Source organism: Alteromonas gilva (genome assembly GCF_028595265.1).
Taxonomy (GTDB): domain Bacteria; phylum Pseudomonadota; class Gammaproteobacteria; order Enterobacterales; family Alteromonadaceae; genus Alteromonas; species Alteromonas gilva.
Genome location: NZ_JAQQXP010000001.1, coordinates 2,683,276 through 2,708,982, shown reverse-complemented (window position 1 = coordinate 2,708,982; position 25,707 = coordinate 2,683,276). Strand labels below are relative to the sequence as shown.

Here is a 25,707-nt window from a genome sequence, read left to right as displayed (position 1 = left end):
TCGTGCCTGGCGGGGCGTCCCGCGGACTCTGCGACTGATTCAAAAAATAAAGGCAAATTATATGCCACGCGAGGCTCGAGCTGCCCGGCCGGTTGTGTTAAGGCTGTGCGCGGCTTGGTTTTAAACCGTTATTCCTATACTGTCGTAATGGTGGTATCCGTTATTCAGGTTCGAATAACAAACCGTTTCCTTACCGGCAGTGAATTTATGTTATCGGTGCAACAGTTAACCAAACGCTATCCCGGCGCTACCAGCGCCATCATCAGCGATTTAGAGCTGCATGCCCCATCCGGAATTTCGCTCAGCATTCAGGGCGCTTCCGGGTGCGGGAAGTCGACGTTGCTGGCCTTGCTGGCAGGATTTGAAGTTTGCGATAGCGGTAGCATTGTTATCGCCAACCAGCAACTGGACGGTCTAAGCGCCAGTGCGGCGGATGATTTTCGCAAGAACAACCTTGGTGTTATTTTTCAAAACTACAACCTGCTTGAGTGCTTTAATGTGTGGGACAATGTCGCCTTTACTGCCCGTTTAAAAGGTAACTACAGCGCCGAGCGGCAACAACAGTTGCTCGCTCAGTTGGGTCTTTCGGCATTCAGTCAGGCGCCAGTGGGGCAGTTGTCAGGCGGAGAGCAACAGCGGGTGGCGATCGCGCGGGCGCTGAATCATTGTCCGGCTGTGGTGCTGGCCGATGAACCCACCGGAAATTTGGATGAGCAGACCAGTGATGTGGTCAGTGACTTATTATTTAACTATTGTCACGCACAGAAAATCACTCTGGTGGTGGTGACACACAGCAGTGACGTGGCGTGTCGTGCCCGGCAGCAGTACGCTCTGCATCATGGAAAGCTCTGTGCAGCGTAGGCATTCGTCGGCTTTCTGGCGTGCTATTAAACTTGCGCTGGCTGTGCAGTTTGCCACCTACCGCCAGCGACTCTGGGAACCGCTGCTTATCATCGTGGCTATATTTATTGCCTGTGCCGGGCTGACCGCCGTGACGTTAATTAATCATGGTGCCGGCGAGCAGTTGAACACTTTATCCGTTGGGCCCGTTACGGTGCATGAACAGGTTAGTGCTATTGATTCTGACACGCCACTGACGCAAGCTGACTATGCCAGGTTGCGACAACTCGGCATGGATTATCTGGTGGCTTATGTGCAGTCGTCATCCGGCGATGTGGCCCTGGACACACTGGCCTTAATGAGCCATTTACCTGATGACAACGCAGCTCAACGCCCATCTGCGCAGCAAGATGACGCCGTGGGCTTTTCCGGCGCGCCTGATCTGCAGGATATCAATGAATATTATCAGGGCGAGGTGACACCAGTCTCGCACCCTCTGAGTGGTCTGGCGGTGGTCCGGAAATTAACGCCTGGCACCCGCCAACAGCTGATTAATGCGCTGCCTGCTCATCTGCAGATCGCGCCGGTTGATCAGCGCTCCAATGGCTCTAATTTAAGTGACAGCTTCAGACTTAATCTCTGGGCGATGGGTACCTTAATGCTGTTGGTTAGCGTATTTATTATTTTTAATGCGCTGAATTTATTGCTGGCAGCGCGCATTCCCACGCTGGTCAAGCTTCGACAATTAGGTATTCATCAGTCGACGCTGTTAATGGTATTAGTGTTTGAAATGCTGTTACTTGCGTTATTGGGCGCGGCGTCAGGGGCTGTGACAGGTGCGGCCTTAACCACCAGGCTGACGCCTGCTTTAAGTGCCATGTATCAGTTACTATTTGACAGCGCTTTCAACGACCCGCAGCTCTCCCTCGCGACCTTGCTATTGCACAGCAGCATGTTGTCTCTCGCAGCGGTGGGCGCAATAGCCGTGGTCGCATTTCAGCGTATTAAGCAGCGGCTCTCGTTGCGCAATGGGTCGGTCGCGACGCAGCGAGGTTACAACCGGCCAGCGCGCTGGTTGTTGCTGCTGGGCGCCGTGGTGGCGATGGTTGTTGGGATCAGATGGCTCGATAGTCAGCTGGCCGCGCTGCTGTATATTGGTCTGGTGCTGGTGATAGGCTGTATCAGCGTGATTATGCTGATGCCGGTTATGCTGCGTTGGTTGGCCAGTATTGTACCCGGCAAACGGGCAGTACTGCATTGGAGCGCACATAATGCCATTGCACTGTCACGGCGAACCAAACTGGCGGCCTGTGCATTTTTTATTGCGTTGGCAGCCAATATTGGTATGAATGTCATGGTTGACAGTTTTCGTACTGCGACGCAAAGTTGGCTTGAACAGCGTTTATTTGCGCCGTTTTATGTCAATACAAATGAGGCTGGCGACTTATCCGGGCGCGATGATGCGCCCGTTGTATTACTAGCCCGCTACGCGAAGGATGTGCGCTTTGCTAACCAGACTGTTGAGCTGCGCAGTTTTCCAAAAGCGTCGCGATTCCAGCGCCATCTGATGTCAGATAAGCATTCCCCGGATGCCTGGTCGTTGTTTTACGCCGGTGACGGCGTGTTTATTAATCAGCAACTGGCATACCGCCAAGCCATCGGACTCGGCGACAGGCTTGAGTTGCCCCTTAATGACACCCTGACCAGCGCGACAGTGGTGGGCATTTACCCCGATTATGGTAACCCCTATGCACAAATACTGGTGCCAGATATAACCTTAAAGCAAAACTACGATGGGGTGGGGGCATACGCCGTAATGGCCGCAAGTGCTGAGCTCGATAGTCTTAAACAATGGTTAGAGGAGGTGGCGCCGGATGCGCGAGTCGTTGCTCGCGAGCGTCTCATTGAGCAGTCGATGGTGGTGTTTTCCCGGACTTTTGCCACCACTGATACGCTTAACATCGTGACCATGTTGGTGGCGGCGCTGTCATTTTTTGTGTCGATAAGTTTGCTTATGCTGGATATTACTCCACAACTATTGCTGCTGCGCACTGCAGGTGTGGGGCAATTGAGTATTAAACTATCGCTGTTTGCCCAGTATTGTTTTATTGCCCTGAGTTGCGCGTTAATAGCTATCCCCTTCGCATTGTTGTTAGCCTGGTTACTGGTGGCTAAAGTTAACCGTTTTGCTTTTCACTGGACTTATCCGTTAATGCTGGAACCTGTGGTGATAGCGCAAACGCTGTTGGTGGGGATGGGTATTTTGTTGGTGTTGTTGTTATTGCCTCTGGGCCGCTTAAAAGCGAAGTTTTCGTCACAGCAGTGGGGTTTTTAATGCGTGCAATGAAATGGCTGCTGATATCACTGGTGTCCGGACTACTGATTGTCACGGGGCAGCAAGGGTTTGCTTATGCTCCGCCCACAGAGGCCGAGCAGCAGGTTGTTGTTCCGCATAGGTCGTTATTTAGCGGCATGCGGGCTGATAAGAGCGCCAGAGTCACCATCGACAACCCGGTATCCTTGCCCCGCGACCATGCCCCACATCCGGCATATCAACTGGAGTGGTGGTATCTTACGTTTTTGTTGGAAGATGCTAATGGCGCCCCCTTTAACTACCAGTTTACCTTATTCAGATTAGCCCGGCCTGAGATGGCATCCAACTGGGGGGCCGGGCAAATCTGGATGGGGCATTCTTCATTACATACCGAAACGCAACATTGGTTTAGCGAAAAGTTTGCTCAGCAGGGCACCGGCAGAGCCGGGTACAGCAGTACTCCCTTTGCGCTTTTTATGGATAACTGGCGCTGGCAGAGCGACACCACGGAGCGATTTTTTCTAGCACACTTACAAAGCAGTGCACAAAACGCGCGGGTGAATTTACAGTTACACGCTACCAAACCCTTTATAAGGCACGGTGATCAGGGCGTGAGTGTTAAAACCGCGGATGGTCATTATCGTTCGTATTATTACAGCCAGCCATTTATTGATGCCACAGGCACCATTAACATCGATGGTAAGCCTGTTAAGGTCAGCGGTGTTGGCTGGTTTGATCATGAATGGACATCTCAATTAACTGATGAAGATGCATTAGGCTGGGACTGGTTTTCACTGCACTTTGATGATGGTCGCAAGCTAATGGTATTTACTATGCATGCGAATAACCGTGCTGCATACAGTACAGGTACGCTCATCGGTGCAAAGGGTCAGTCGTCAACACTGAGCAATAACGATATTACCTTAACACCGCTCAAAAATGAGCAGGTGGCGGGGCGGGTATTACCGCTACAATGGCAAATACAGGTGGCCAACGCAGATATTGATATCACCACTACGCCTTACAAGACAAAGCAATATAACCACAGTCGCTTTCCCTATTATGAAGGTGCCATACGTTTTAGTGGCTCACATACTGGCAAAGGGTTTATGGAGCTCACCGGTTACTAAACGACAATATCCGGTGTGTTGACATGAAACGCCGGTGCAATCTTTGTATTAAGCCTTGTAATACTGCCAGTTATCCCGTCGATGCCGTTACTGACAAACTATGTTAGTGGTCGGAAAGTCGTCGGCCATGGCTTTGACGTCTTTCACAAAGGGGTGCTCATAATAAGTTGGGTTGACGCTTTTCAAGCGGTGCACATGGGTATTGTTGTGCCGAATAATCGGGATCGCATTAGTAAAGGCGGGTTGTGTGGCGATTTTTTGGGTCCATTTACCCGAGTCGTATAATTTCCCCAGGCCGGTTTCTATGCGCTTTGCAAGCTGACTGTTGCCCTTATTGAGCAGAAACTTCATGGTGTTGGGGTAGGTGAGCAAATGGCCGGGAAATATGGTTAAGTCGGGCCTTATTTTGAGTTCTTCACAGACTTCTACCGCTGCTCTGGGAAAGTAATCGACAAACCCGGAACTTAACAGTTTAAACGCATAGGGGTAATCGCCGGGTTCAACCTTAAAACCATTATCCCGTAAAATATACAGATCTGGCCAATCGTTGCCCTGGACCGCAACCATACTTTTTATTTCATCCAGCGTGAGTGACTGATTAAAGCGCTTATCATCCTTACGGACGACTAACACACGGTAGCTGAACAGGTCGCCATAAAGCGGAAAATCTACACTTAGGTAGCGCTCTTCTCGCTCAGGGGTGGAAACAGACCACATAACATCGACGATATTGGCATCGAGTAAGCGCATTTGCCTGGCCTGATTGGTTGGCGTTTCGCTGCTCACTAGTTCAATTGGACCGAATTTATCTGCCGTTAAATCCACTGCTGATTGAAGTAGCCATAGAAAGTAATCATGTTGGCTTAACGTGCCGGTGATTGGCATCGGAATACGGATAACCGCCTTTTCTTCTTCGTGGCTTTCCGCTGTACCCGAGCTTTCGGCTTTGGAAATAGACATCCCAAAAACGATAGATACTACTGCGACTTTGAACCAAAATGTCATCTGTATTTTTATAATTATCTGTTTATATCATATTAACCATAGCATAAAAATTGTGCAACAAAGCATGCTAGTGTGTGAGCAGTTTTTTTTAACGCGCCGATCGTTTCATCTTTGGCATCAGCGATGCGGCCCCTTGCATGTGGGCCTCTCGGTGTCATGCCTGCAAGGGTTATCGTCAGCATTTACTGCAAGCTATTGGTAGGTGATTGAGCTGGGTGCTTAGCCTGCAACCATTAATTTATCTCAGATATTGCTGCAAATCCGACAATTCTATTTGCCAGCCCTGAGTGTTGAGTTGCTGCTGTTTTAGCGCCGCAAAGCCAGATTCGGTCATAGTGAGACGAGTGCCGGTGGTGGTTTTAGTCAGTTGCCATTCGACCAGTGTCGATGTGGCATGGTTGAAGGCTTGCTCTGGCTCTTGCATCCAGCGCCAGGCAAAGTAAGAAAAGGGCCTGATAGTTTCGATTTTCATGGCTATTTTACCTGCGCATTCATTTTCCCACTCAAAAAAGCCTGCGGCACCTTCTTTAAGCTCATAGGTAGCGTGGGAGCCGAACCATTTAACAACTTCAGCGGGCTCGGTAACAGCGTGCCACACTCGCTCTACAGGTAGGGGGAACTCCAGTGTTCGGGTGATCGCATCAATCGTCTTTTTCATTAGTCTCTCCAAGGTAATCATCGAGGTGTTGTAGTCGTTGCTCCCAACGCTCGGCGAAAGGGGTCAGCCACTGCATTAACTTATCTACCGGCTTGGGTTCAAGCTGATGAATTTTCTCTTTACCAATAAAATCGGCACGCACGATTTTGGCACTGATCAAGCGATTTAGGTGCTTGGTTAACGCTTGCCTGCTGATAGCTAAGCCTACACCCAGTTGCTTTATAGATTGCGGGCCATCACGATGCAGCCGCTCAATAATGGTTCGGCGAGTCGGGTCTGAAAGTGCTTTAAAAATATCCATTCGATAATAATGAGCAACCATTAGGTTGCATGTCAAGGCCTGACAATATCTTATTGCGGGCGATAGTTGCGGCCCCGGTGCCGTGGATCGAAGATGGTGTCTCTATCTGTAAAAGGGAGCGGGTAAGCAGCGGCGCTTATTTTACTTTTGGGCAGCCCGTACGCTGTGTGACAGAGATCAGGCGCTGGCAGGTAGTCCAGTAGGTAATAATATCGGCAGGTGTCACTGGCAGGTAAAACCGGCTGGTATCAGCCTACTTTATTAACAACGCGTTGGGCTAATTCGGCAATTCGAATATTTTGTTCCATGGCGGCAGACTGTAGTTTTTTATAGGCCTGTTGCTCGTTGAGTTTGCCTTGTTGCATGAGCAGTAGCTTAGCACGGTCGATGACTTTTTGTTCATTCAGGGCTTGTTTGGCGGCATTCAACTCGCTGGCCATATCCTGAATGTTTTTTGCCTGGCCACGGATGAGGTCATAAAAGGATTTATGCGCCGTTAACGCCGAGGTTTCTATTAATTCTTCCTCCTGGTGGTCTGCGCCGCGAAGCCCCTGTACCGTTGAATCATAGAGCATAGTAATGGGGGCATCCGCATGCGGCGGGCTGTTATTCAATGAGGCGACTAACTGCTCATGGTTACGATGTTCCTCCTCGGCCTGATTAATGCGCAAGGTTGCCTGCTCGGTTAAACGCTGAGTCAGGTGCTCCTCGATATCCTGCATGGCATCAATACGCAGAGTGGCAATGTCGTACCAAATCTCACTGAGCTCGGTAGCGCACTGATCGCCTTCAGCCAGGCTGCAAATCATCTTGCGCAGTCGCTCAATATGGACGGTTTGTTCACTGTTTTGCAGCGCCTGCCACATTTGTAGCTCTTCGGCGTCGGCGAAATTGCTGAATGTTTCAAAGCACTGGTTTTGTGAATCGGTAAGGGCAGAAATACGATCGCAGAGTGAGTGATCAAACTGACTTTCGGAAAAGCCAATCGCTCCCCAAGCCCGCTCCTGTCCGGCATATTCTTTTCCCTGCATAAAATTGAACAGCGCTACCAAAAGGCGCGTCATCGCCGGGTCGCTGGCAACATCGGCCGCTTCAAACACCACATCCAGCAGGCCAGCTACCAAGCGGCAATAGGCTTTGGTCGACTCAAGGGGCGTAAGCTGGTGGTCGGCAATTTTGCTGCGCAGATTGGGCAGATGATCCATACCTTGCAGGGCAAAAGTAATGCAACTGAGTAAACGCATCGACTGACCATTGTCATGCTTACCAAGATACAGCGACTTCAGCAGGCTACGCAGATCCTGTTCGCTTTCTTCGCTGGCGGTGACTTGACTGGCCAGGTTGTTGGCAAAACGTTCACCTTTTGAGCCAAGAAACACATTGCTCATTCCCCGTTCACGTTGCAACTGATGAATCATGTCTTTGACGGCTCGCACGGTTCTGCAGTTCGACGACAGGTGATGGAGAGCCTGAATTTCCTGTTGCTTTGCAGACAATAAGAAGCGTTTGGTTATATCGCTGTGTTTGGCCATGTTATTGCTCGTTGATAGCGTTATATAAAGCTAAGCAAGAGCCATTCCTTACAAGGTGAAAAAAGGCATAATTCCTGTTTTGGCGGATAGTTTGGCGGTTTTATACGCGTTTTGGGGTTAGGTGATGCGTTTAATCGCCCATTTTTTAAGCTGAACTGACTGATCTAAAGAATTTCATTTGCCCTTTAATGGGGATTTTGCGCCATTTTGGTTCGTTGTTTTTGTCGGGTGTTGTTCACAAACGGTTCAGAGATACCAAGGTTTGATTTTAAGTTGTTGTAAAATATGTATTTTATTTTATTTTGTTATTTTGGCACTGGTCTTGTATAAGTTATTACAGCAAACCTTGACTGGTTTTTACAAACGATATTCGGATAAAGGCGTCCGCAACTCATTCCCCCGGGAGTGAGTGCGGACGTTTTTTTTTGCCTGAAATAAAGTTTGCAAAGTGTTTGTGGGTAATTTTTTGAAAATACAATTAGGTGATTAAATATGGCGTATTTACTTCCTTCTGAATTTGCAACCAAGATGGTTGATGCGGGCGAATCCAAAATTTACATGTCTACCCGCGATACATTAATCCGTGCTTTTATGGCGGGTGCAATCCTGGCATTGGCAGCAGTCTTTGCAATTACCATTGCAGTGCAAACCGGGGTGTTCCTGATAGGGGCAATTTTATTCCCGGTGGGTTTTTGTATGTTATACCTGATGGGCTTTGATTTGCTCACCGGTGTATTCGTGCTAACCCCGTTGGCATGGCTGGCTAAACGTCCCGGAGTAACCTGGCCGCAGATACTGCGTAACTGGGGACTGGTGTTTCTGGGTAATTTTGGTGGTGCACTGACCGTGGCGTTTATGATGTCATTCGTTTTTACCATGGGCTACAACATCGATGGCGGTGCCATCGCGACCAAGGTTGCCGGTATTGGTGAAGCGCGTACCTTAGGCTATGCCGAACATGGCGTGGCCGGTTGGTTTACTATATTTGTTCGCGGTATGCTGTGTAACTGGATGGTGTCGCTGGGGGTTGTTGGTGCAATGATCTCGACCCACGTCAGTGGCAAGGTGCTGGCCATGTGGATGCCAATCATGCTCTTCTTCTTTATGGGTTTTGAGCACTCGGTGGTTAATATGTTCCTGTTCCCGTTTGGCTTAATCATGGGCGGTGAGTTTTCTATCATGGATTATTTCATCTGGAACGAAATCCCGACTGCGCTGGGTAATTTAGTGGGTGGTCTGGCATTTACCGGTTTAACCATTTATTCAACCCATGCCCGCACGGCGCCTAAGCGTGTAATTCCAACCGGCGGCAGCAACAAAACAGTGGCTGCGGCAAAAGTACATGACAAAGTGTAATTTATGTTAAAAGTGCGCCGGGGAGAGTTCTCCGGCAAGGGAATCAAGTCGATAAATCAGGACTGCCACAACGTGGCAGTGCCTGATTTTTCGCGTTTGGGCACGCGGGGAATTGTCGCGGCAGTAGCAGACGGTATTAGTAGCAGTCAGGTCAGTCAGTACGCCAGCGAGCTGGCGGTAAACCACTTTGTGCGCGATTACCTGAAAACCTGTGACGTATGGTCGCCGGCCCGGGCGGCTGAACTGGTGCTGCGCACCGTGAATACAGAGCTGTATGTTAAAACACAGGAAAGTCCCCACTATGAAAATCCCGACAAAGGCTACGTATGCACGTTCAGCGCGCTGATTTTGCACCAACAGCAAGCGGTGTTGTTACATTGCGGTGACAGCCGGATTTATCGTATCCGTCATGGCGAGGTCACCTTGTGTACCCGTGATCATCGGCAATCGGGCGAGGGAGGGCGCTCATATTTAAGCAATGCATTGGGCATTCGGCCAAACCTTGATGTTGATATCAGTACCCTTGATCTTAAGGCGGGCGATACCTTTGTGTTGATGACCGACGGCATCGCCGAGACACTTGCTCCCAAGGCCTGGCAGGCTTTGCTCAACGACTATCATGCTGACCTGGATGACTGCGCTGAACACATCGCCAGAGCGGCGCTAGACGGCGGCTGTGATGATAACCTTACCGTGGTGTTGCTGGAAGTGACGTCAACCGTTGGGGCATCGACAACAAACTATACAGAAGCGGGTTTTTTACCTTTTATTGCGCTGCCAAAGCCTGGTGATGATGTCGATGAATGGCAAATTCAGCGGCCGCTATACAGCAGTGAAAGAAGTTTGGTTTTCATGGCTGTGCACCGTGAGAGTCAGCATACCGGGGTGTTAAAAATGCCGGCCACATCGATGCAGGCTAATACCGGTTTCCTCGATGAAATGGTCAAAGAAGAATGGATCGGCAACCGGGTAACCCATACCAATGTGTTAAACAGCTACCAGCACACTTTTACCCGCAGTGGCTTTTACACGGTGATGGCGCATTTTCCCGGCAGTAGTCTGCGCCAGTGGTATGATGATAACGGCCCTGCCACACTGGCGCAGGTGCGTGACTGGACTACCCAGGTGATTAACGGTTTAACGGCTATGCACCGCCAGGGCATACTGCACCAGGACATTCGCCCTGAAAATATCATTGTTAATGACTCAGGTGTGCTGACAATTATTGATCTGGGGGCGGCCAGCATCGCCGGGCATAACTTTTTGCAAAGTGATGCCGAGCTGTTTATTCCCGGCGATTTACTGTTTAGTGCACCGGAGTATTTTGCCGGGCTGTGGCCAGATGAACGTGCCGATCAGTTTTCACTGGCCGTGCTTGTTTACCACCTGCTCAGCGGTGAATACCCCTACAACACCAATGTGGCCAGGCAATCCAATTATGCCGGTTTACTTAAATTACGTTATACCAGTTTGCTCCAGCGAAACGTCAATGTGCCGTTGTGGGTGGATGCTGCGCTGAAACGCGCCTGTCATCCTCAGGCAGCGAAGCGCTATCCGAGTTTATCGGAGTTTCTTTACGATTTGCACCACCCGAATCCGGCCTACCGGGGCGGTGTGCCGTTGATTGAACGCAATCCGGTGCGCGTGTGGCAGGGGATCTCGGCGGTGTTGATGGTATTGTTGATGGTCGTCGTCGTTTTGCATTACGGGTAAATCAATGCACCAAAAGCATTCGTTTTGCTTATTTTTGGTGCGTTGTGATCCGTGTTGCTGCCAAAAGTCAAAGCTAACTCCTTGTATTTATTGGGCTCCAATTTTGGCATTATAATTGTATTAGTATTGTCATAGTCCCGATGAGTACCATGAATGTATTGCTCGGGTAACAACTTAATTAGCACTATGCTTAAACAGGCAACGAAGCCCGCAACCAGAAATGGTTGTGGGTTTTTTTTTGCCTCAAATACAGGTGAATGAAATGAATCTTTCCTCACAGCAACAACGCGTCGTTATTATTGGTAACGGTATGGTAGGTCACCACTTTGTTGAGCAACTGATCAACAGTCAGGCTGATTGCGATATCACCGTTTTAAGTGGTGAGAGTCGGCTGGCCTACGACCGGGTGTATTTATCGTCGTATTTCGCCGGCAAAACTGCCGCAGATTTGGCCCTCACTGATGAGAAAACCTATCAGGAATGGGGCGTAAAAGCGGTGACAAATGCCTGGGTGACCAATATTGATCGCGCTAAAAAGGTGGTTACCACCAAAGACGGCGTTCACTATCCCTACGATAAACTGGTACTCGCTACCGGCTCCTATCCGTTTGTTCCGCCTATTCCGGGTAATGATCAGGAGCACTGTCTGGTCTATCGTACCATTGAGGATCTGGAGTCGATCAGTGCGTCGGCGGCGCAAAGCAAAGTGGGTGTGGTGGTTGGAGGCGGCTTACTGGGGCTTGAGGCGGCTAACGCCCTCAAGCAGGCCGGTCTGGAAACCCACGTAGTGGAATTTGCCCCGCAACTGATGGCAGTGCAGCTTGACCCTATGGGGGGGGAACTGCTCAAAGATAAAATTGAAGCCCTTGGCGTTAAAGTGCATACCCAAAAAGCCACGGAAGTGATAGAGGCGGGCGAGAATTGTCGCTACCGTATGAAGTTTGGCGACGGCTCGGTACTGGAGACAGATTTAGTGTTGTTCTCTGCCGGTATCCGGCCCAGCGACCAGTTAGCACGTGAGTTTGGTCTTGTTGTCGGGGAGCGTGGCGGTATTGTTATCGATAATCAGTGTAAAACCTCTGATCCGGACGTGTACGCCATTGGTGAGTGTGCGCTGTGGGATAAACGTATCTACGGTTTGGTGGCGCCGGGCTATGCCATGGCACGAGCTGCTGTAGCTGACCTGACCGGCGGGGAAGGCGAGTTTGCCGGTGCCGACATGAGCACTAAGCTTAAGCTTATGGGCGTTGAGGTAGGCTCTATCGGTGATGCGCACGGCCGCACGCCGGGAGCGCTGGTCTACACCTACCATAACCAGCCTGAAGGGGTGTACAAAAAGCTTGTGGTAGATGCCAACAAATCACTGGTGCTGGGTGCTGTGCTGATTGGTGATACCAGCGACTACGATACCTTACTGCAATATGCCTTAAATGGTATTGCCCTGCCTGATACTCCGGAAGCGCTCATTTTACCGTCATCCGGTGACAAACCGTTGCTGGGTGCTGACGCGCTGGGTGACAGCGCGACTATCTGCTCTTGTCATAATGTTTCTAAAGGCGACATTGTAGGAGCGATAGACGGTGGTTGTTGCTCGCTGGGCGATGTTAAATCGTCTACCAAAGCCAGTACCGGCTGTGGCGGTTGTACCGCATTACTTAAGACAGTGGTCGATAGCGAATTAGAAAAGCGTGGCGTGGAAGTATCCAAAGCCATTTGTGAGCACTTCAATTATACCCGCCAGGAGCTTTATCACCTCATTCAGGTAGAGAAGATAGCAACCTTTGACGAGCTGCTGACTAAACATGGTAAAGGTCTGGGCTGCGACATTTGTAAGCCAGCGGCGGCCTCTATTTTTGCGTCGGTGTGGAATGACTACGTGCTCAATAAACCGCACCAACCCCTGCAGGATACCAACGACACCTATTTGGGTAACATGCAAAAAGACGGTACTTATTCCATTGTGCCACGGGTTGCAGGCGGTGAGATCACGCCGGACAAACTGATACTGTTAGGGCAAATCGCCAAAGACTACAACCTGTACACCAAAATTACCGGTGGACAGCGCATTGATCTGTTTGGCGCCCGGGTAGACCAGTTGCCTGCTATCTGGCAAAAGCTGGTTGACGGTGGGTTTGAAACCGGTCATGCCTATGCCAAGTCATTGCGTACCGTAAAATCCTGTGTGGGCAGTACCTGGTGTCGTTATGGCGTGCAGGATTCTGTTACCCAGGCAATTGATCTGGAAAACCGTTACAAGGGCCTGCGCGCGCCGCACAAAATCAAATTTGCCGTCTCCGGCTGTACCCGCGAGTGTGCTGAAGCCCAGGGCAAGGATATTGGCGTGATTGCCACTGAAAATGGCTGGAACCTGTATGTCTGCGGTAATGGTGGTATGAAACCCCGGCACGCGGATTTATTCGCCACCGATCTGGATGATGCGACCCTGGTGAAGTACATCGACCGGGTACTGATGTTTTATGCAAAAACGGCCGATCGTCTGCAGCGTACCTCTGTGTGGATGGAAAACCTCGAAGGCGGTCTGGATTACCTCAAATCGGTGGTTATTGATGATTCGCTGGGCATCTGTGAGGAGCTTGAGGCGCAAATGCAGCGCATTGCCGATAGCTATCAGTGCGAATGGAAAACCACGATCGAGTCGCCTGAAGCGCTCAAACGCTTCCGTCAGTTTGTTAACAGCGACGAGATTGATTCAAACATTCAGTTTGTTGCCGAGCGTGAGCAAATTCGTCCGGCCACGAATGCCGAAAAATACGCCGCTGAAAAGGCGATTCCAGTAGAGATTGTTTAGGAGAACACTTATGCAGGTTCAAATGCAGGCGCAAACTGCGCCTTCCCCCCAGTGGCACGATGTGTGTCATACCGATGATCTGGTTACCAACAGTGGTGTTTGCGCGTTGGTTGATGGTCAGCAAATTGCGATTTTCAGAATTGTGCTGGGCGACGAGACGCAGTATTTCGCAATCAGCAACTGGGACCCGATTGGTCAGGCAAATGTGTTGTACCGCGGCATTGTGGGTACCTTGCAGGACAAGGTAGTGGTGGCATCACCGTTGTATAAGGAACACTACAACCTGGCAACAGGCGAATGTCTGGAACGGGACGATGTCAGTGTGCAAAGCTTTGCAGTGCGCGTTGACCAGCACCGTGTCTTCATTGAACTGTAAGTAACAGGGCCGACTATGACTTCAATACCGCCAATGACGCCTGCCAAATCCCAGTCTGCTACCGAGCAACTGGTGCAAACTACTTGTCCTTATTGCGGGGTAGGTTGTGGGGTGGACGTACTGCAGACCGGTAGCATGAAGGGCCGGCTGAGTGACCTAAAGGGCAGTCCTGAGCACCCGGCGAATTTCGGTCGCCTGTGTATTAAAGGTACCCATTTGCTGGAAACGCTGGATCCTGCCAAACGACTGACAACACCGGTGGTATTCGGTCAACCCGCTAGTTGGGAGTCGGCAACGGATATCGTGGCGGCAAGGTTAAGCAGTATCATTGAGCAGCACGGTCCGGATGCAATTGGGTTGTATGGCTCGGGTCAGTTGCTCACAGAAGATTACTATGTTGCCAATAAGCTGATGAAAGGCTTTATTGGCACCGCTAATATCGACACTAATTCAAGATTATGTATGTCGTCAGCAGTGGTGGCCCACAAGCGTGCATTCGGCGAAGACATTGTGCCGTGCGATTACGAGGACTTAGAGCATACCGACTTACTCATTTTGGTTGGCAGTAACGCCGCCTGGACCCATCCGGTGCTGTACCAGCGCATAGAGCGGGCAAAGCTGCGTAATCCGGCCATGAAAGTGGTGGTGATCGACCCGCGTCATACCGACAGCAGTACCATTGCAGATTTACATATCGCGCTGCGTGCTGGTTCCGACAGCGCCCTATATTGCGGTTTGCTGCATTACCTGGCCGTCAATAACGGCCTGGATAACGCCTTTATTGAGGCATCTACCGAGGGTTTTGACCGCGCGCTGGATGCGGCAAAAGACTGGACACTGGCGACCGTCGCCGAGGCCTGTGATGTCCCTGAAAAACAGTTGCGCACGTTGTATAGCTGGTTTGCGCAGTTGCCCCGCGTGATCAGCTTTTTCTCGATGGGAATTAATCAGTCCACCACCGGTGTAGATAAAGGCAACGCCATTATCAACTGTCACCTTGCCAGTGGTAAAATTGGCCGCGAAGGCTGCGGCCCGTTCTCTATTACCGGACAGCCCAATGCCATGGGTGGCCGTGAAGTCGGAGGCTTATCGAACATGCTGGCCGCGCACATGGATATCGATAACCCTCAGCATCGTGAAACCGTCAGCGCTTTTTGGCAGGCGCCTAACCTGGCGTCTCAACCGGGGTTAAAAGCGGTGGAGATGTTCCAGGCCGCTGCCGATGGCAAGCTCAAATGCCTGTGGATCATGGCGACTAACCCGGTGGCCAGTATGCCAAACCGGGCGCTTATCGAAAAAGCACTGAGTAACTGTGAGCTGGTGATTGTGTCAGAAACCGCTGCCACCAACGATACCCTTAAATTTGCTGATATTGTGCTGCCTGCGACCGGCTGGTCGGAAAAAAACGGCACGGTAACCAACTCAGAGCGGCGCATTTCGCGCCAGCGCGGATTACTGGATCCGCATGGCATGGCCAGGCATGACTGGCAAATTATCAGCATGGTCGCCTGCGCGATGGGCTTTGAAAAGGCGTTTGCGTACCAGCATCCGCAGCAGATATTCAGCGAGCACTGCGCGTTAACCGCGGCCGACAACAACGGTAGCCGGGCACTGGATTTAGGCGCACTGGCAGGGCTGTCACTAACCCAGTACGATAACCTGCGACCGCAACAATGGCCATTAGCCGAAGCTCATCGTTCAGGCAGTGAGCGACTGTTTGCCGACGGTAGATTTTATACGCCAAATGGCAAGGCCCGCTTCATTGCCATTACGCCCCGTGCGCCCGAGCAGCAAACCAGCAGCCAATATCCGTTTGTGCTCAATACCGGCCGCCTGCGTGATCAGTGGCATACCATGACCCGCACTGGCAACGCGCCGCGTTTACTCAAACATACTGACCGGCCCTGGTTAAGCATCCATCCGCGCGATGCGCAGCGCCTCGGCATTACCGATGGCGCGTTGGTTACGCTTAAGGCGGCCTGCAGTGACAACATTGACGTGATATTGCCGGCGCGCCCTGACAGTAAACAGCGCTGCGGTGAATTATTTGCGCCGTTTCACTGGTCTGCTACCTGGGGCTCTCATTGTAAAGTGGGCGCCTTGCTCAACGGTGCCAACGATGCGTTATCCGGCCAGCCCGAATTAAAACACGGTGCGGTGAGTGCTGAGGTATTTAACGCCGCGGCCTATGGCCTTATTTATGGTCATACAAATGATGTGGACCGTTTAAAAACAGCCTGTTTATACTGGCTTGATACACCGACTGACGAGGCACTTTGTACGCAGGTCGCCGACACGCTTACCCCGATGGCGTTGCTCAATAAGTTGTTAGCGCAACTGCCTCAGGATAGCCAGTGGAGTACGTTGCAAAGTGGCGGGCAGTGCACGCTGGTGGCCACCCGTAAAGAACGACTGGTATTAACCATCATGCTCTCGGCAACGCCTGTGGCGCTACCGGTTGATTGGTTAGAAAGTCTTTACAGCAGTGATTCGGCGCTCACTGAAGCGCAAATGAACGGCTTACTCAATCAGCAGCCTGATGATGCTTACATGCTGGGCAAAATAGTCTGCAGCTGCTTTGAGGTACGTGAAAATACCATTAAACACGCCATTGCCGAGGGCACCAATAGCGTTAACGCACTGGGTAAAAAATTACAATGCGGCACCAATTGTGGCTCCTGTAAAACGGAGCTGGCGTCATTAATTGCTGCCTGTGACCAGGCGGAGGCATCAGCGCCGCAGGTCGTCAACATCGCCGACACGAAACCGGTGACAGAGGAAAATTGATCATGAACGTACGTTTACATGCGGTATCCAGCGCTTTATTACACGGCCTGTTGCGCTTTCAAAGCGCCTTTACCGGTCGCAATAAGCGCACCAGTATTGGATTCGACCAGGCTTCTGCTGAGGCAGATAGCTCCCAACGTACTGGCGAAGTCTTTATTGTAGGCGCAGGGCCGGGCGACGCGGAGCTGCTCACCATGAAAGCCTACCGGTTGCTGCAAACGGCCGATGTGGTATTGTTTGACTGGTTGGTTGACCAATCGGTACTCGATTGCATACCGCGGCATGTAAGCAAAGAGTTTGTTGGTAAGCGCTGCGGTAAACACAGCATGCCACAGGATATGATTTGCCAGCGTCTGGTTGAGCTTGGGTTAAGTGGTAAGCGGGTGGTGCGCTTAAAAGGTGGCGACCCGGCCATTTTTGCCCGCACCAGCGAAGAAACTGACGCACTGCATAAAGCCGGTATTCCGTTTGCTATCGTGCCGGGGATCACCGCCGCATCGGGGGCCTCTGCCTACACCGGTATACCGCTCACCGACCGGCGTTTTGCCCAGGCCGTGAAATTTATGACAGCCCAGTTTCAAAACCCAGAAAAAGAAGCAGACTGGGCGGCAATTGCCAGGACTGCCGCGCGTGAAACCACCGTGGTATACATGGGCCTTAAACGCTTGCAGCAGCTTTCCAAGCGGTTGTTAGCCGAAGGGGGGGACAGTCAGTTACCCGTTGCAGTGATTGAAAACGCGTGTTGTAATCAACAAAAGGTGGTTGCTGGCACGGTCAGCAACATTTATCAACACGTGGCAGACGCTGCGATCGCCGGTCCTGCTTTAGTCATTATTGGCCAGGTTGTCACAGCGCGTCAGCCCATATCGGTCGATTTGTTACATCACTCCTATGCAAAAAGCGCCCTTTAGTCACTATATAAATGCCATTGGTAAAGGCCAGCGTGGCGCCCGCCACTTAACCTTTGATGAGGCATTCGATGCAATGTCTCAGCTACTTGATCAAGACATTGCACCAGAACAAGCCGGGGCGTTTTTAATGCTCCTGCGGATGCAGGAAGAGTCGGTTGATGAACTCTGCGGTTTTATTAAGGCCTGTCGCCAGCGCTTGCCCGACGCATTAAAGCAACTCAATGCCACACTCGACATTGGCTGCTACGCCGGTAAACGCCGCCAGCTACCCTGGTATTTGCTAAGTGTGTCGGTGTTGGTCAGTCATGGTTATCGGGTCTTTTTACACGGCGCCTCTGAACCCGGTTCGCAGCGCTTTTATGCCAGCCACGCTTTAACGGATTTAGGTCTGCCCTTATCCCAGTCAACTGCTGAGGCGGCCTCACACATGGACGCCTACGGTGCTTGCTACCTGGATTTGGGAATCGCTCTGGCGCCACTTGATCGCATCATAAAGCTACGTGAGTTATTCGGGCTGCGCTCCTGTGCCAACACGTTAGCCCGCTTGCTTAACCCCAGTGGCGCGCCCTATGCCGTACAAGGGGTCTATCATACTCACCTTGATGAACGCCATGCCCAGGTCAATCAAACCTTTGCTCAGCAGTCACTGGTGTTTCGCGGCGATGGTGGCGATCCGGAAATTAATCGCGACCGTGATACCGCTCTCTACCTTACCCGCAACGGTGAAACCGAGCATGCAGTAATGCCAGAAGCACAAGGCTGGGCCATGAAAGAGCGGCAATTTAGCACCACGACGATGCTGGCAGTGTGGCGGGGGCAGCAAGACCATGGCTACGCCGATCAGGCAGTCGTTGCGTCACTGGCCGGTTACCTGATGTTGCTCGAGGAATTGCCCCAGGCACAGGCCTTAGAACAGGCCGGGCAGTGGTGGCAGGCGCGCGACAAACAGGTGTTACCTTTTGAACCAAAGCGCTCCAATTGTGCAGGAAACGCACTAAAGTGAGTCACTGAAACGCATCAATCACTGTGCGTAAAAAATTAACGTGTTGAAAAATATAGTTATTTATTTTTGGCATTAAAAATGTATAACAATAATAGTGTAAAGTAAGTCAGCGATCCTGACCTGCTTTCAAAAAAATTCAGTGTTTTGCCCTTTTCATAACAGGTCTGGCAAAACATATACGGCAACGAAGCCCACCAGCTATTGATGACATCGTCATCACCAGTTGGTGGGTTTTTTTTTGGCTTAAGGAAAGTAAATGTTATCTACGATATTAAACAAGAAACTCAAACAGGCGGCCGGTTCACTTACCTTTGTTGTCACTTTGCTGACCGCTTCAGTAATGACGGCCAACGCACAGGATGTTGGCTGGCCGGAAAAAGAAGAGCTTAAGTTCGGCTTCATTAAACTCACCGACATGGCGCCCCTGGCGGTTGCCTACGAAAAAGGTTACTTCGAAGATGAAGGGCTGTATGTGACACTGGAGGCCCAGGCAAACTGGAAAGTACTGCTGGACCGGGTGATTGACGGTCAGTTGGATGGCGCACATATGTTGGCCGGCCAACCACTGGGCGCAACCATTGGTTTTGGTACCGAATCGCATATCGTTACCGCTTTTAGCATGGACCTTAACGGTAATGGTATTACTGTTTCCAATGATGTCTGGGCGGAAATGAAGAAAAACATTCCCCATGAAAATGGCAAGCCGGTTCATCCGATTAAAGCGGACTACTTAAAGCCAGTAGTCGACAGTTATAAAAATGCCGGTAAGCCCTTTAAAATGGGCATGGTGTTTCCGGTCTCTACCCATAACTATGAATTGCGTTACTGGTTAGCTGCCGGCGGTATCCACCCTGGTTACTATGCACCGCATAAAGGCGATACTTCGGGACAAATCGATGCCCAGGCCTTGTTATCGGTGACCCCGCCACCGCAAATGCCTGCAACCATGGAAGCCGGCACTATCTATGGCTACTGTGTTGGTGAGCCATGGAATCAGCAAGCTGTGTTTAAAGGTATTGGTGTGCCGGTGATTACCGATTACGAAATTTGGAAAAATAACCCGGAAAAAGTCTTTGGCGTAAGCAAGAGCTGGGCCGAAGAAAACCCCAATACCCATATTCGCGTGGTGAAAGCAATGATCCGTGCCGCTATGTGGCTGGATGCCAACAATAACGCTAACCGTCCGGAAGCGGTAAAAATTCTGGCGAAAAGCAGCTACGTGGGCGCAGACGAGGATGTTATTGCTAACAGTATGACCGGCACCTTCGAATATGAAAAAGGCGATAAGCGTGAAGTACCGGACTTTAACGTATTCTTCCGTCATAACGCCACCTATCCGTACTACAGCGATGCCATCTGGTACCTCACTCAAATGCGCCGCTGGGGGCAAATATCCGAACCTAAATCTGATGACTGGTTTATAACAACCGCGAAAAGTGTCTATCGTCCCGATATTTATACCCAGGCGGCTAAAGCGTTGATTGCCGAAGGGTTAGCTGATCCGAAAGACTTTCCTGACTTTGACACGGAGAGCGGCTTTAAACCACCACAGACTGAGTTTATCGATAACGTGACATTTGATGGCACTAAGCCTAATGCTTATCTCGATAAATTTTCCATTGGACTAAAAGGTGACACGGTACTTTAACCGTGTCGCGACAACACTGAGAGTAAAGACGATGAGTAAAACGGTACAAGTTGTCAGCCAGATTGGCCAGCTACGCGGAAAAAACATGTTTTCAAGCGCTTTATCAATATTACCAAAATTGCTCATGCCGTTGGTTGGGATCCTGTTATTTTTGGCTGTCTGGAATGGCGTAGCAAAATCCATTGATACCTCGTTAGGGCAATTTCCAGGACCGGCCCAGGTATGGGAACAAAGCGTTACCCTGATCAAGGAACATAATCAGCAACGTGAAAAAGCCGACGCCTTTTATGAGCGTCAGGAAGTGCGCAACGCCGAACGCGTGGCTCAGGATCCTGATTATGACCCCAAGATTCGTGAATTCACTGGCGCACCAACCTTTTTCGACCAAATATGGACCAGCCTGTACACCGTTATGGTGGGGTTTTTAATTGCCAGTGTCATCGCGGTGCCAATGGGGATTTTATGTGGCCTGAGTAAGTCGGCCTACGCGGCCATGAACCCCCTGATCCAGATTTTTAAACCGGTTTCTCCGTTGGCCTGGCTGCCATTGGTGACAATGGTCGTCAGCGCCCTTTATGTGAGTGATGATCCGATGTTTTCTAAATCATTCATTACCTCGGCGGTGACCGTCTCACTGTGCTGTTTATGGCCGACATTGATCAATACGGCAGTGGGTGTTTCCAACATTGATTCTGATCTGGTCAACGTCAGTAAAGTATTGCGCTTAAAGCCGTTGAGTCATGTGCAAAAAATTGTTTTACCGGCGTCAATTCCGATGATTTTCACCGGGTTGCGACTTTCTTTGGGCATTGGCTGGATGGTACTCATAGCCGCTGAAATGCTGGCGCAAAACCCTGGCTTAGGCAAGTTTGTGTGGGATGAATTTCAAAACGGCAGCTCTGAGTCGCTGGCCAGAATCATGGTGGCGGTCATTACCATCGGTATTATCGGGTTTATGCTCGATCGGCTGATGCTTGCGGTGCAGCGCCTGGCAAGTTGGGACAAAAATTCGGTGTTGCGCTAGCAGCGCTACTGAAAAGAGGAATCTATTATGCAAAATAAACATTTAGAACTATCCCAGGTAGGGATTGATTTCCCTACTCCCAAGGGCCCGTTCACTGCATTAACCGATGTGAATCTGAAAATTAGAAAAGGCGAGTTTATCTCCCTGATAGGCCACTCCGGCTGTGGTAAATCTACCGTGCTGAATATTGTGGCAGGCTTATATGAAGCGACATCAGGCGGTGTGATACTTGATGGTAGTGAAGTCAGAGAGCCGGGCCCGGAGCGGGCGGTGGTGTTTCAGAATCACTCGCTGTTACCCTGGCTATCGGTGTACAAAAACGTAGAACTGGCCGTTAAACAGACCCAGAAAAGTAAATCCAAAAAAGAAATGCGCGAGTGGATTTTACACAACCTGGAGCTGGTTCATATGACCCACGCACTGGACAAGCTGCCATCAGAAATTTCCGGCGGTATGAAGCAGCGAGTTGGTATTGCCCGGGCGCTGGCGATGGAGCCAAAGGTGTTACTGATGGACGAACCATTTGGTGCTCTTGACGCGTTAACCCGCGCGCACCTGCAGGACTCGCTGATGGAAATCCACGCCGAGCTGGGCAACACCGTGATTATGATCACCCACGATGTGGACGAAGCGGTATTGTTGTCCGATCGCATTGTAATGATGACCAACGGGCCTGCGGCCACTATCGGTGAAATTCTTGATGTAAAACTCGACCGTCCCCGTGACCGGTTGGTGCTGGCCGATAACCCGGAATATAACCACTACCGGCATGAAGTGTTGACCTTTCTGTACGAAAAACAGAAAAAAATTGAACCGGTTTCAAGCTATAAAAAAGCACAACAAAGCAAAGCGTCAAAAAAGTCTGACGTTGCTTAATTAAGTATTAATAAACATATAGTTAGCTCGGCCTTTTGAGGCTGGGCCAGGATCTCTCACGCTCAATTTAGGAACTTATCATGAAAACACAATGTTCTTTTTTCAAACGAGGCTTGTTAGCTACCGTTGTTTCTGCGGCTTTACTGCCTGCTGCACAAGCAGCCACCGAATGGCATGACGCGCTGTCAGACTCCAAGGCATCAGCCAGTTTTAACCTGCGCTACGAAGGTGCTAATCAGGATAACGCGTTGAAAGATGCCAGCGCGCTGACGCTGCGTACGTTGCTGAGTTTTGAGTCCGGTGAGTATAAAGGGTTTTCATTCAAAGCCGACTTAGAAGATGTCACCATCGTAATGGGGCAGGGCGATTACACCGTCGGGCCGGCTGGCTACAATCCTGGCGAATATTCGGTGATTGCCGACCCGGAAACCACCGAATTGAATCAGGGCTATTTGCAGTTTAAAAATGACGGTCTGACTGTAAAAGCCGGACGTCAGATTATTGCACTGGACGGCCACCGCTTTGTTGGCCACGTGGGCTGGCGTCAGGACTGGCAAACTTATGATGCGGTGTCGGTAAACTATAAGGCAAGCGATAAACTAAGCGCGTTTTACGCCTACCTGAACAAGCGCAACCGCATTTTTGCTGAAGCGGCGGATATCGACTCAAAAGATCATTTACTTAATGTGAGTTACAAAGACGATTTTGGTAAGTTAACCGCTTATGCGTACCTGCTTGAAGTAGATAACAACATCGATAACAGTCTGGATACCTACGGCGTAAGCTATGCCGGCGCCTATACAACGGATTCGGTTAAATGGCTTTACAGCGCTGAGTTTGCGAGCCAGTCAAGCGAGGCGGCAGCGACGGATTATTCTGTCAGTTACGCAATGTTAGAAGCGGGCGCAGTGGTCTCGGGAGTTACCGCTAAACTAGGCTACGAACTGTTGGGCTCTGATGAGGGTATGTACGGTTTTGCCACACCACTGGCGACCCTGCATAAATTTAACGGTTGGTCTGATCAATGGTTAGGTACACCAGCACAGGGTTTACAGGATGTCTACGTGAGTGCGGCAACCAAGTTTGCCGGTGGGAACTGGTTGTTTGTATATCATGACTTCAGTGCAGATGAAGCGAGCAGCACGGTTGACGATCTCGGTAGTGAGATCAATATCCAGTACACCACCAAAATTGCTGAAAAATTTAGCTTTGGTGCCAAATATGCTAATTACTCAGCCGGTGATATAAAAGTCGATACCGACAAACTGTGGGTATGGATTTCAACTAAATTTTAAGGCAGTTCACGAGTCATGTGTGCAGTATCTGGTATTCAGGACCTTATCGAACAATCTCCACACCATTGCCTGGGTGTCATTTTGGCTGGAGGACGTTCATCACGAATGGGTAAAGACAAAGCGACGGTGCGGATTGGACAACGTACTATGCTGGATATTACCCGTTCGTTACTGGATGCTGCACCCCTCAATAATCATATCGTGGTAGGCGGCGAATTTGCCGACTGGTCTGAAGAATGCTATGGCCATGGGCCTGGCAGAGCTATTTGTGAAGTCATGATGAGCACAGCGATAGCGGATAGTTTTGCGCCTGACTATGTGTTGTTTTTACCGGTTGATATGCCGTTACTGACAGCGCAGACGCTGCGCAAGTTAATTGACCTGGCTAAAGAAAAGCAGCGTGCGGTATATTTCGACGCACATTACTTACCACTGGTCATTCCGCTTAATGAGGTCACTATCAACCCGCTGAAATCACTGACCAAATCTCAGCCGTCGCCGTCTGTGCGTCGGGTCCTCAATACCCTGGGTGCTTATCCGGCTAATTTTACCGGCGCTACCGCCGAACTTGCCAATATTAACAGTCCCGCCGATTTGACGGCACTGTCAGTGAGTTATTAAGCCATAATAATTACGCTGTTCTGTTGCAAATTCTTTGCAAACCATTGCGTGTACAAGCTACTATTACTGTAGGCTGCTGCACAGGGTAGCGGTACTTTTTCGACACGTTTATTTGCCGTTAAAACTTGTGTGACGAGGCATTTTGCCACAGGCAGACCCTGCTATGTTAATCAGTACTACAGGATGGTAGTTGCCATATTTTTGTGGATAATCAGGTGAACGGAATGACAACTGAATCAATTTTTGCGTCAACGTTTGAATATTGTGGTGTCGGATTAGCCCATGTTCGAACAGATGGTGCTTTCATCAGGGTTAATAAAACTCTCAGTGATTTTTTGGGCTATTCTCCAGCCGAGCTTGTGGCACTGGACTTTCAACAAATTACTCACCCCGATCATCTGGACAAAGATTTGATTCATGTCGCGGATGTGCTTGACGGCATTTATGATTCCTATCAAATGGAAAAGCTCTATATCCACAAGCAAGGTCATCTGGTGTGGGGCAATCTTACTGTCACCCTGGTGCGTAATGCCGATAACTCGCCGGCGTTTTTCATTTCTGTGGTTGAAGATATCGATGAAAAAAAGCGCATAGAGCAGAATTATTTTGCCGCTCAGGAAACCCTGCGTTCGATTATCAGTTCTTTGTCTGATCGCATGGCGGTTTGGGTGGCAACGCCGGATCTGTCCTCGCTCATATTTGTTAATGAAGGTTATCAGCGTATATGGGGGCGCAGTGGCAAAGAGTTGTACGATAACCCGTGCAGCTTTATTGACCACATTCATGTTGCCGACCGACAGCGGGTGCTGAGCTTTTATCGCCAGCGCATAACCGCCCCCTGGCAGTTTGAGTACCGTGTTATGCGTGATGATGGAGAACTACGCTACATACGCGAGCGAGGCGAAGTCATCCACGACCATTGTGGTGAAATAATCAGTCTGGTTATTACGGCCGATGATATTACCCATGACAAGCAATTAAACGAAGCTCTGAAGTCGGCAAATCACAAGCTTGCGTCATTGTCGCGCATTGACGCTCTTACCGGCATTGATAATCGCCGGGAGTGTATGCTGGCACTCGAGGTTGAATGCAAACGGTTAGACAGGATCAGTGATATTACGACGTCGACCCTGGCATTTCTGGATTTGGATAAGTTTAAGTTCATTAACGATCATTACGGCCATCATATTGGCGATAAAGCGTTAATATCATTCACTGACCGGATAAAGTCGACGATGCGAGAGAATGATGTTGTTGGGCGCTATGGTGGGGATGAGTTTTTGTTACTGCTCAGAGATACGACAACAGAAGATGCCGAAAATGTAATACAGCGTATTTTTGCTCAACCGCTGACAGTGACCAGCGAAGAAGGTGACATTGTACCGGTCTATTGCTCAGTAGGGTTGGCGCAATGGCAGCCTGAAATGGACGGCGTGCAAGACTGGATAGAGCACGCCGACCGTCAGATGTATAAAACTAAGAAAAGTAAAAAGCAGCCCTGATTTTCA

Annotated in this window: 20 protein-coding genes and 2 pseudogenes; 18 read left to right on the top strand and 4 right to left on the bottom strand. The window is 50.2% G+C overall.

The window, feature by feature from the left end; translation table 11 throughout:
• Positions 1 to 207: 207 nt before the first annotated feature.
• From OIK42_RS11995 to OIK42_RS11985, 3 genes are read left to right on the top strand one after another with little or no spacing between them, the layout of a single operon-like run.
• The gene (locus OIK42_RS11995) at positions 208 to 861 is read left to right on the top strand and encodes an ABC transporter ATP-binding protein (RefSeq protein ID WP_273640814.1); all 654 of its coding nucleotides are present in this window, start codon (positions 208 to 210) and stop codon (positions 859 to 861) included.
• A complete protein-coding gene (locus tag OIK42_RS11990; RefSeq protein ID WP_273640813.1) occupies positions 851 to 3,175 on the top strand; it encodes an ABC transporter permease in 2,325 nt (774 codons plus the stop codon). Before OIK42_RS11995 ends, OIK42_RS11990 begins: the two co-directional genes overlap by 11 nt.
• A complete protein-coding gene (locus OIK42_RS11985; protein WP_273640811.1) occupies positions 3,175 to 4,284 on the top strand; it encodes a lipocalin-like domain-containing protein in 1,110 nt (369 codons plus the stop codon). The genes OIK42_RS11990 and OIK42_RS11985 overlap by 1 nt, the downstream gene beginning before the upstream one ends.
• A gap of 87 nt (positions 4,285 to 4,371) precedes the next feature.
• On the opposite strand, the gene OIK42_RS11980 is transcribed toward OIK42_RS11985, so the two are convergent.
• The 4 genes from OIK42_RS11980 to OIK42_RS11965 form a co-directional block, all read right to left on the bottom strand.
• Positions 4,372 to 5,289 (bottom strand): substrate-binding periplasmic protein, encoded by a 918-nt coding sequence (locus OIK42_RS11980; RefSeq protein WP_273640809.1) that lies wholly within the window; start codon positions 5,287 to 5,289, stop codon positions 4,372 to 4,374.
• A gap of 238 nt (positions 5,290 to 5,527) precedes the next feature.
• Positions 5,528 to 5,947 (bottom strand): SRPBCC domain-containing protein, encoded by a 420-nt coding sequence (locus tag OIK42_RS11975; protein WP_273640807.1) that lies wholly within the window; start codon positions 5,945 to 5,947, stop codon positions 5,528 to 5,530.
• Positions 5,931 to 6,248 (bottom strand): ArsR/SmtB family transcription factor, encoded by a 318-nt coding sequence (locus OIK42_RS11970; protein WP_273640806.1) that lies wholly within the window; start codon positions 6,246 to 6,248, stop codon positions 5,931 to 5,933. The genes OIK42_RS11975 and OIK42_RS11970 overlap by 17 nt, the downstream gene beginning before the upstream one ends.
• A gap of 248 nt (positions 6,249 to 6,496) precedes the next feature.
• Positions 6,497 to 7,780, bottom strand: a complete 1,284-nt coding sequence (locus OIK42_RS11965; protein WP_273640804.1) for a nitrate regulatory protein — start codon at positions 7,778 to 7,780, stop codon at positions 6,497 to 6,499.
• Between the two features lie 492 nt (positions 7,781 to 8,272).
• Here OIK42_RS11965 and OIK42_RS11960 point away from each other — a divergent pair, with 492 nt between their 5' ends.
• From OIK42_RS11960 to OIK42_RS11900, 15 genes and pseudogenes are all read left to right on the top strand, one after another.
• Positions 8,273 to 9,136: a formate/nitrite transporter family protein gene (locus OIK42_RS11960; RefSeq protein WP_273640803.1), complete on the top strand. Its 864-nt coding sequence runs from the start codon at positions 8,273 to 8,275 to the stop codon at positions 9,134 to 9,136.
• Between the two features lie 3 nt (positions 9,137 to 9,139).
• Positions 9,140 to 10,849 (top strand): bifunctional protein-serine/threonine kinase/phosphatase, encoded by a 1,710-nt coding sequence (locus OIK42_RS11955; RefSeq protein ID WP_273640801.1) that lies wholly within the window; start codon positions 9,140 to 9,142, stop codon positions 10,847 to 10,849.
• 262 nt (positions 10,850 to 11,111) lie between these two features.
• Positions 11,112 to 13,658: a nitrite reductase large subunit NirB gene (nirB, locus tag OIK42_RS11950; RefSeq protein ID WP_273640800.1), complete on the top strand. Its 2,547-nt coding sequence runs from the start codon at positions 11,112 to 11,114 to the stop codon at positions 13,656 to 13,658.
• Between the two features lie 10 nt (positions 13,659 to 13,668).
• Positions 13,669 to 14,034, top strand: a complete 366-nt coding sequence (gene nirD / locus OIK42_RS11945) for a nitrite reductase small subunit NirD (RefSeq protein ID WP_273640799.1) — start codon at positions 13,669 to 13,671, stop codon at positions 14,032 to 14,034.
• 15 nt (positions 14,035 to 14,049) lie between these two features.
• A pseudogene (locus tag OIK42_RS20415) lies at positions 14,050 to 15,531 on the top strand (molybdopterin-dependent oxidoreductase); the annotation flags it as partial.
• Positions 15,505 to 16,173, top strand: a pseudogene (locus tag OIK42_RS20410) (molybdopterin oxidoreductase family protein); the annotation flags it as partial. The pseudogenes OIK42_RS20415 and OIK42_RS20410, both read left to right, overlap by 27 nt.
• Positions 16,174 to 16,341: 168 nt before the next feature.
• The gene (locus tag OIK42_RS20405) at positions 16,342 to 16,821 is read left to right on the top strand and encodes a (2Fe-2S)-binding protein (RefSeq protein WP_374211868.1); all 480 of its coding nucleotides are present in this window, start codon (positions 16,342 to 16,344) and stop codon (positions 16,819 to 16,821) included.
• Positions 16,822 to 16,823: 2 nt separating this feature from the next.
• Positions 16,824 to 17,732: a uroporphyrinogen-III C-methyltransferase gene (cobA, locus tag OIK42_RS11935; protein WP_273640795.1), complete on the top strand. Its 909-nt coding sequence runs from the start codon at positions 16,824 to 16,826 to the stop codon at positions 17,730 to 17,732.
• Positions 17,713 to 18,735 carry a glycosyl transferase family protein gene (locus OIK42_RS11930; protein WP_273640793.1) on the top strand — a complete coding sequence of 341 codons (1,023 nt, stop codon included), beginning with the start codon at positions 17,713 to 17,715 and terminating at the stop codon, positions 18,733 to 18,735. Before cobA ends, OIK42_RS11930 begins: the two co-directional genes overlap by 20 nt.
• Before the next feature lie 340 nt (positions 18,736 to 19,075).
• Positions 19,076 to 20,383: a CmpA/NrtA family ABC transporter substrate-binding protein gene (locus tag OIK42_RS11925; RefSeq protein WP_273641518.1), complete on the top strand. Its 1,308-nt coding sequence runs from the start codon at positions 19,076 to 19,078 to the stop codon at positions 20,381 to 20,383.
• An 85-nt stretch (positions 20,384 to 20,468) separates the two neighbouring features.
• Positions 20,469 to 21,407: an ABC transporter permease gene (locus OIK42_RS11920; protein WP_273641517.1), complete on the top strand. Its 939-nt coding sequence runs from the start codon at positions 20,469 to 20,471 to the stop codon at positions 21,405 to 21,407.
• Positions 21,408 to 21,434: 27 nt separating this feature from the next.
• Positions 21,435 to 22,283 carry an ABC transporter ATP-binding protein gene (locus tag OIK42_RS11915; protein WP_273640791.1) on the top strand — a complete coding sequence of 283 codons (849 nt, stop codon included), beginning with the start codon at positions 21,435 to 21,437 and terminating at the stop codon, positions 22,281 to 22,283.
• 80 nt (positions 22,284 to 22,363) lie between these two features.
• Positions 22,364 to 23,578, top strand: coding sequence for an alginate export family protein (locus OIK42_RS11910; protein WP_273640789.1), 1,215 nt, complete (start codon positions 22,364 to 22,366; stop codon positions 23,576 to 23,578).
• Between the two features lie 15 nt (positions 23,579 to 23,593).
• Positions 23,594 to 24,199 (top strand): molybdenum cofactor guanylyltransferase, encoded by a 606-nt coding sequence (mobA, locus tag OIK42_RS11905; RefSeq protein WP_273640787.1) that lies wholly within the window; start codon positions 23,594 to 23,596, stop codon positions 24,197 to 24,199.
• Positions 24,200 to 24,423: 224 nt separating this feature from the next.
• Positions 24,424 to 25,701, top strand: a complete 1,278-nt coding sequence (locus OIK42_RS11900) for a diguanylate cyclase (RefSeq protein WP_273640785.1) — start codon at positions 24,424 to 24,426, stop codon at positions 25,699 to 25,701.
• Positions 25,702 to 25,707: the final 6 nt, after the last annotated feature.

What these genes read in the sequence shown, in the direction of transcription:
- nirD (WP_273640799.1), top strand. Translation starts at nt 13,669, where the DNA reads ATGCAGGTTCAAATGCAGGCGCAAACTGCGCCTTCCCCCCAGTGGCAC.
- OIK42_RS20405 (WP_374211868.1), top strand. Translation starts at nt 16,342, where the DNA reads ATGGCGTTGCTCAATAAGTTGTTAGCGCAACTGCCTCAGGATAGCCAG.
- OIK42_RS11975 (WP_273640807.1), bottom strand. Translation starts at nt 5,947, where the DNA reads ATGAAAAAGACGATTGATGCGATCACCCGAACACTGGAGTTCCCCCTA.
- cobA (WP_273640795.1), top strand. Translation starts at nt 16,824, where the DNA reads ATGAACGTACGTTTACATGCGGTATCCAGCGCTTTATTACACGGCCTG.
- OIK42_RS11920 (WP_273641517.1), top strand. Translation starts at nt 20,469, where the DNA reads ATGTTTTCAAGCGCTTTATCAATATTACCAAAATTGCTCATGCCGTTG.
- OIK42_RS11980 (WP_273640809.1), bottom strand. Translation starts at nt 5,289, where the DNA reads ATGACATTTTGGTTCAAAGTCGCAGTAGTATCTATCGTTTTTGGGATG.
- nirB (WP_273640800.1), top strand. Translation starts at nt 11,112, where the DNA reads ATGAATCTTTCCTCACAGCAACAACGCGTCGTTATTATTGGTAACGGT.
- OIK42_RS11995 (WP_273640814.1), top strand. Translation starts at nt 208, where the DNA reads ATGTTATCGGTGCAACAGTTAACCAAACGCTATCCCGGCGCTACCAGC.
- OIK42_RS11970 (WP_273640806.1), bottom strand. Translation starts at nt 6,248, where the DNA reads ATGGATATTTTTAAAGCACTTTCAGACCCGACTCGCCGAACCATTATT.
- OIK42_RS11965 (WP_273640804.1), bottom strand. Translation starts at nt 7,780, where the DNA reads ATGGCCAAACACAGCGATATAACCAAACGCTTCTTATTGTCTGCAAAG.
- mobA (WP_273640787.1), top strand. Translation starts at nt 23,594, where the DNA reads ATGTGTGCAGTATCTGGTATTCAGGACCTTATCGAACAATCTCCACAC.
- OIK42_RS11925 (WP_273641518.1), top strand. Translation starts at nt 19,076, where the DNA reads ATGACGGCCAACGCACAGGATGTTGGCTGGCCGGAAAAAGAAGAGCTT.
- OIK42_RS11960 (WP_273640803.1), top strand. Translation starts at nt 8,273, where the DNA reads ATGGCGTATTTACTTCCTTCTGAATTTGCAACCAAGATGGTTGATGCG.
- OIK42_RS11985 (WP_273640811.1), top strand. Translation starts at nt 3,175, where the DNA reads ATGCGTGCAATGAAATGGCTGCTGATATCACTGGTGTCCGGACTACTG.
- OIK42_RS11930 (WP_273640793.1), top strand. Translation starts at nt 17,713, where the DNA reads ATGCAAAAAGCGCCCTTTAGTCACTATATAAATGCCATTGGTAAAGGC.
- OIK42_RS11915 (WP_273640791.1), top strand. Translation starts at nt 21,435, where the DNA reads ATGCAAAATAAACATTTAGAACTATCCCAGGTAGGGATTGATTTCCCT.
- OIK42_RS11955 (WP_273640801.1), top strand. Translation starts at nt 9,140, where the DNA reads ATGTTAAAAGTGCGCCGGGGAGAGTTCTCCGGCAAGGGAATCAAGTCG.
- OIK42_RS11900 (WP_273640785.1), top strand. Translation starts at nt 24,424, where the DNA reads ATGACAACTGAATCAATTTTTGCGTCAACGTTTGAATATTGTGGTGTC.
- OIK42_RS11910 (WP_273640789.1), top strand. Translation starts at nt 22,364, where the DNA reads ATGAAAACACAATGTTCTTTTTTCAAACGAGGCTTGTTAGCTACCGTT.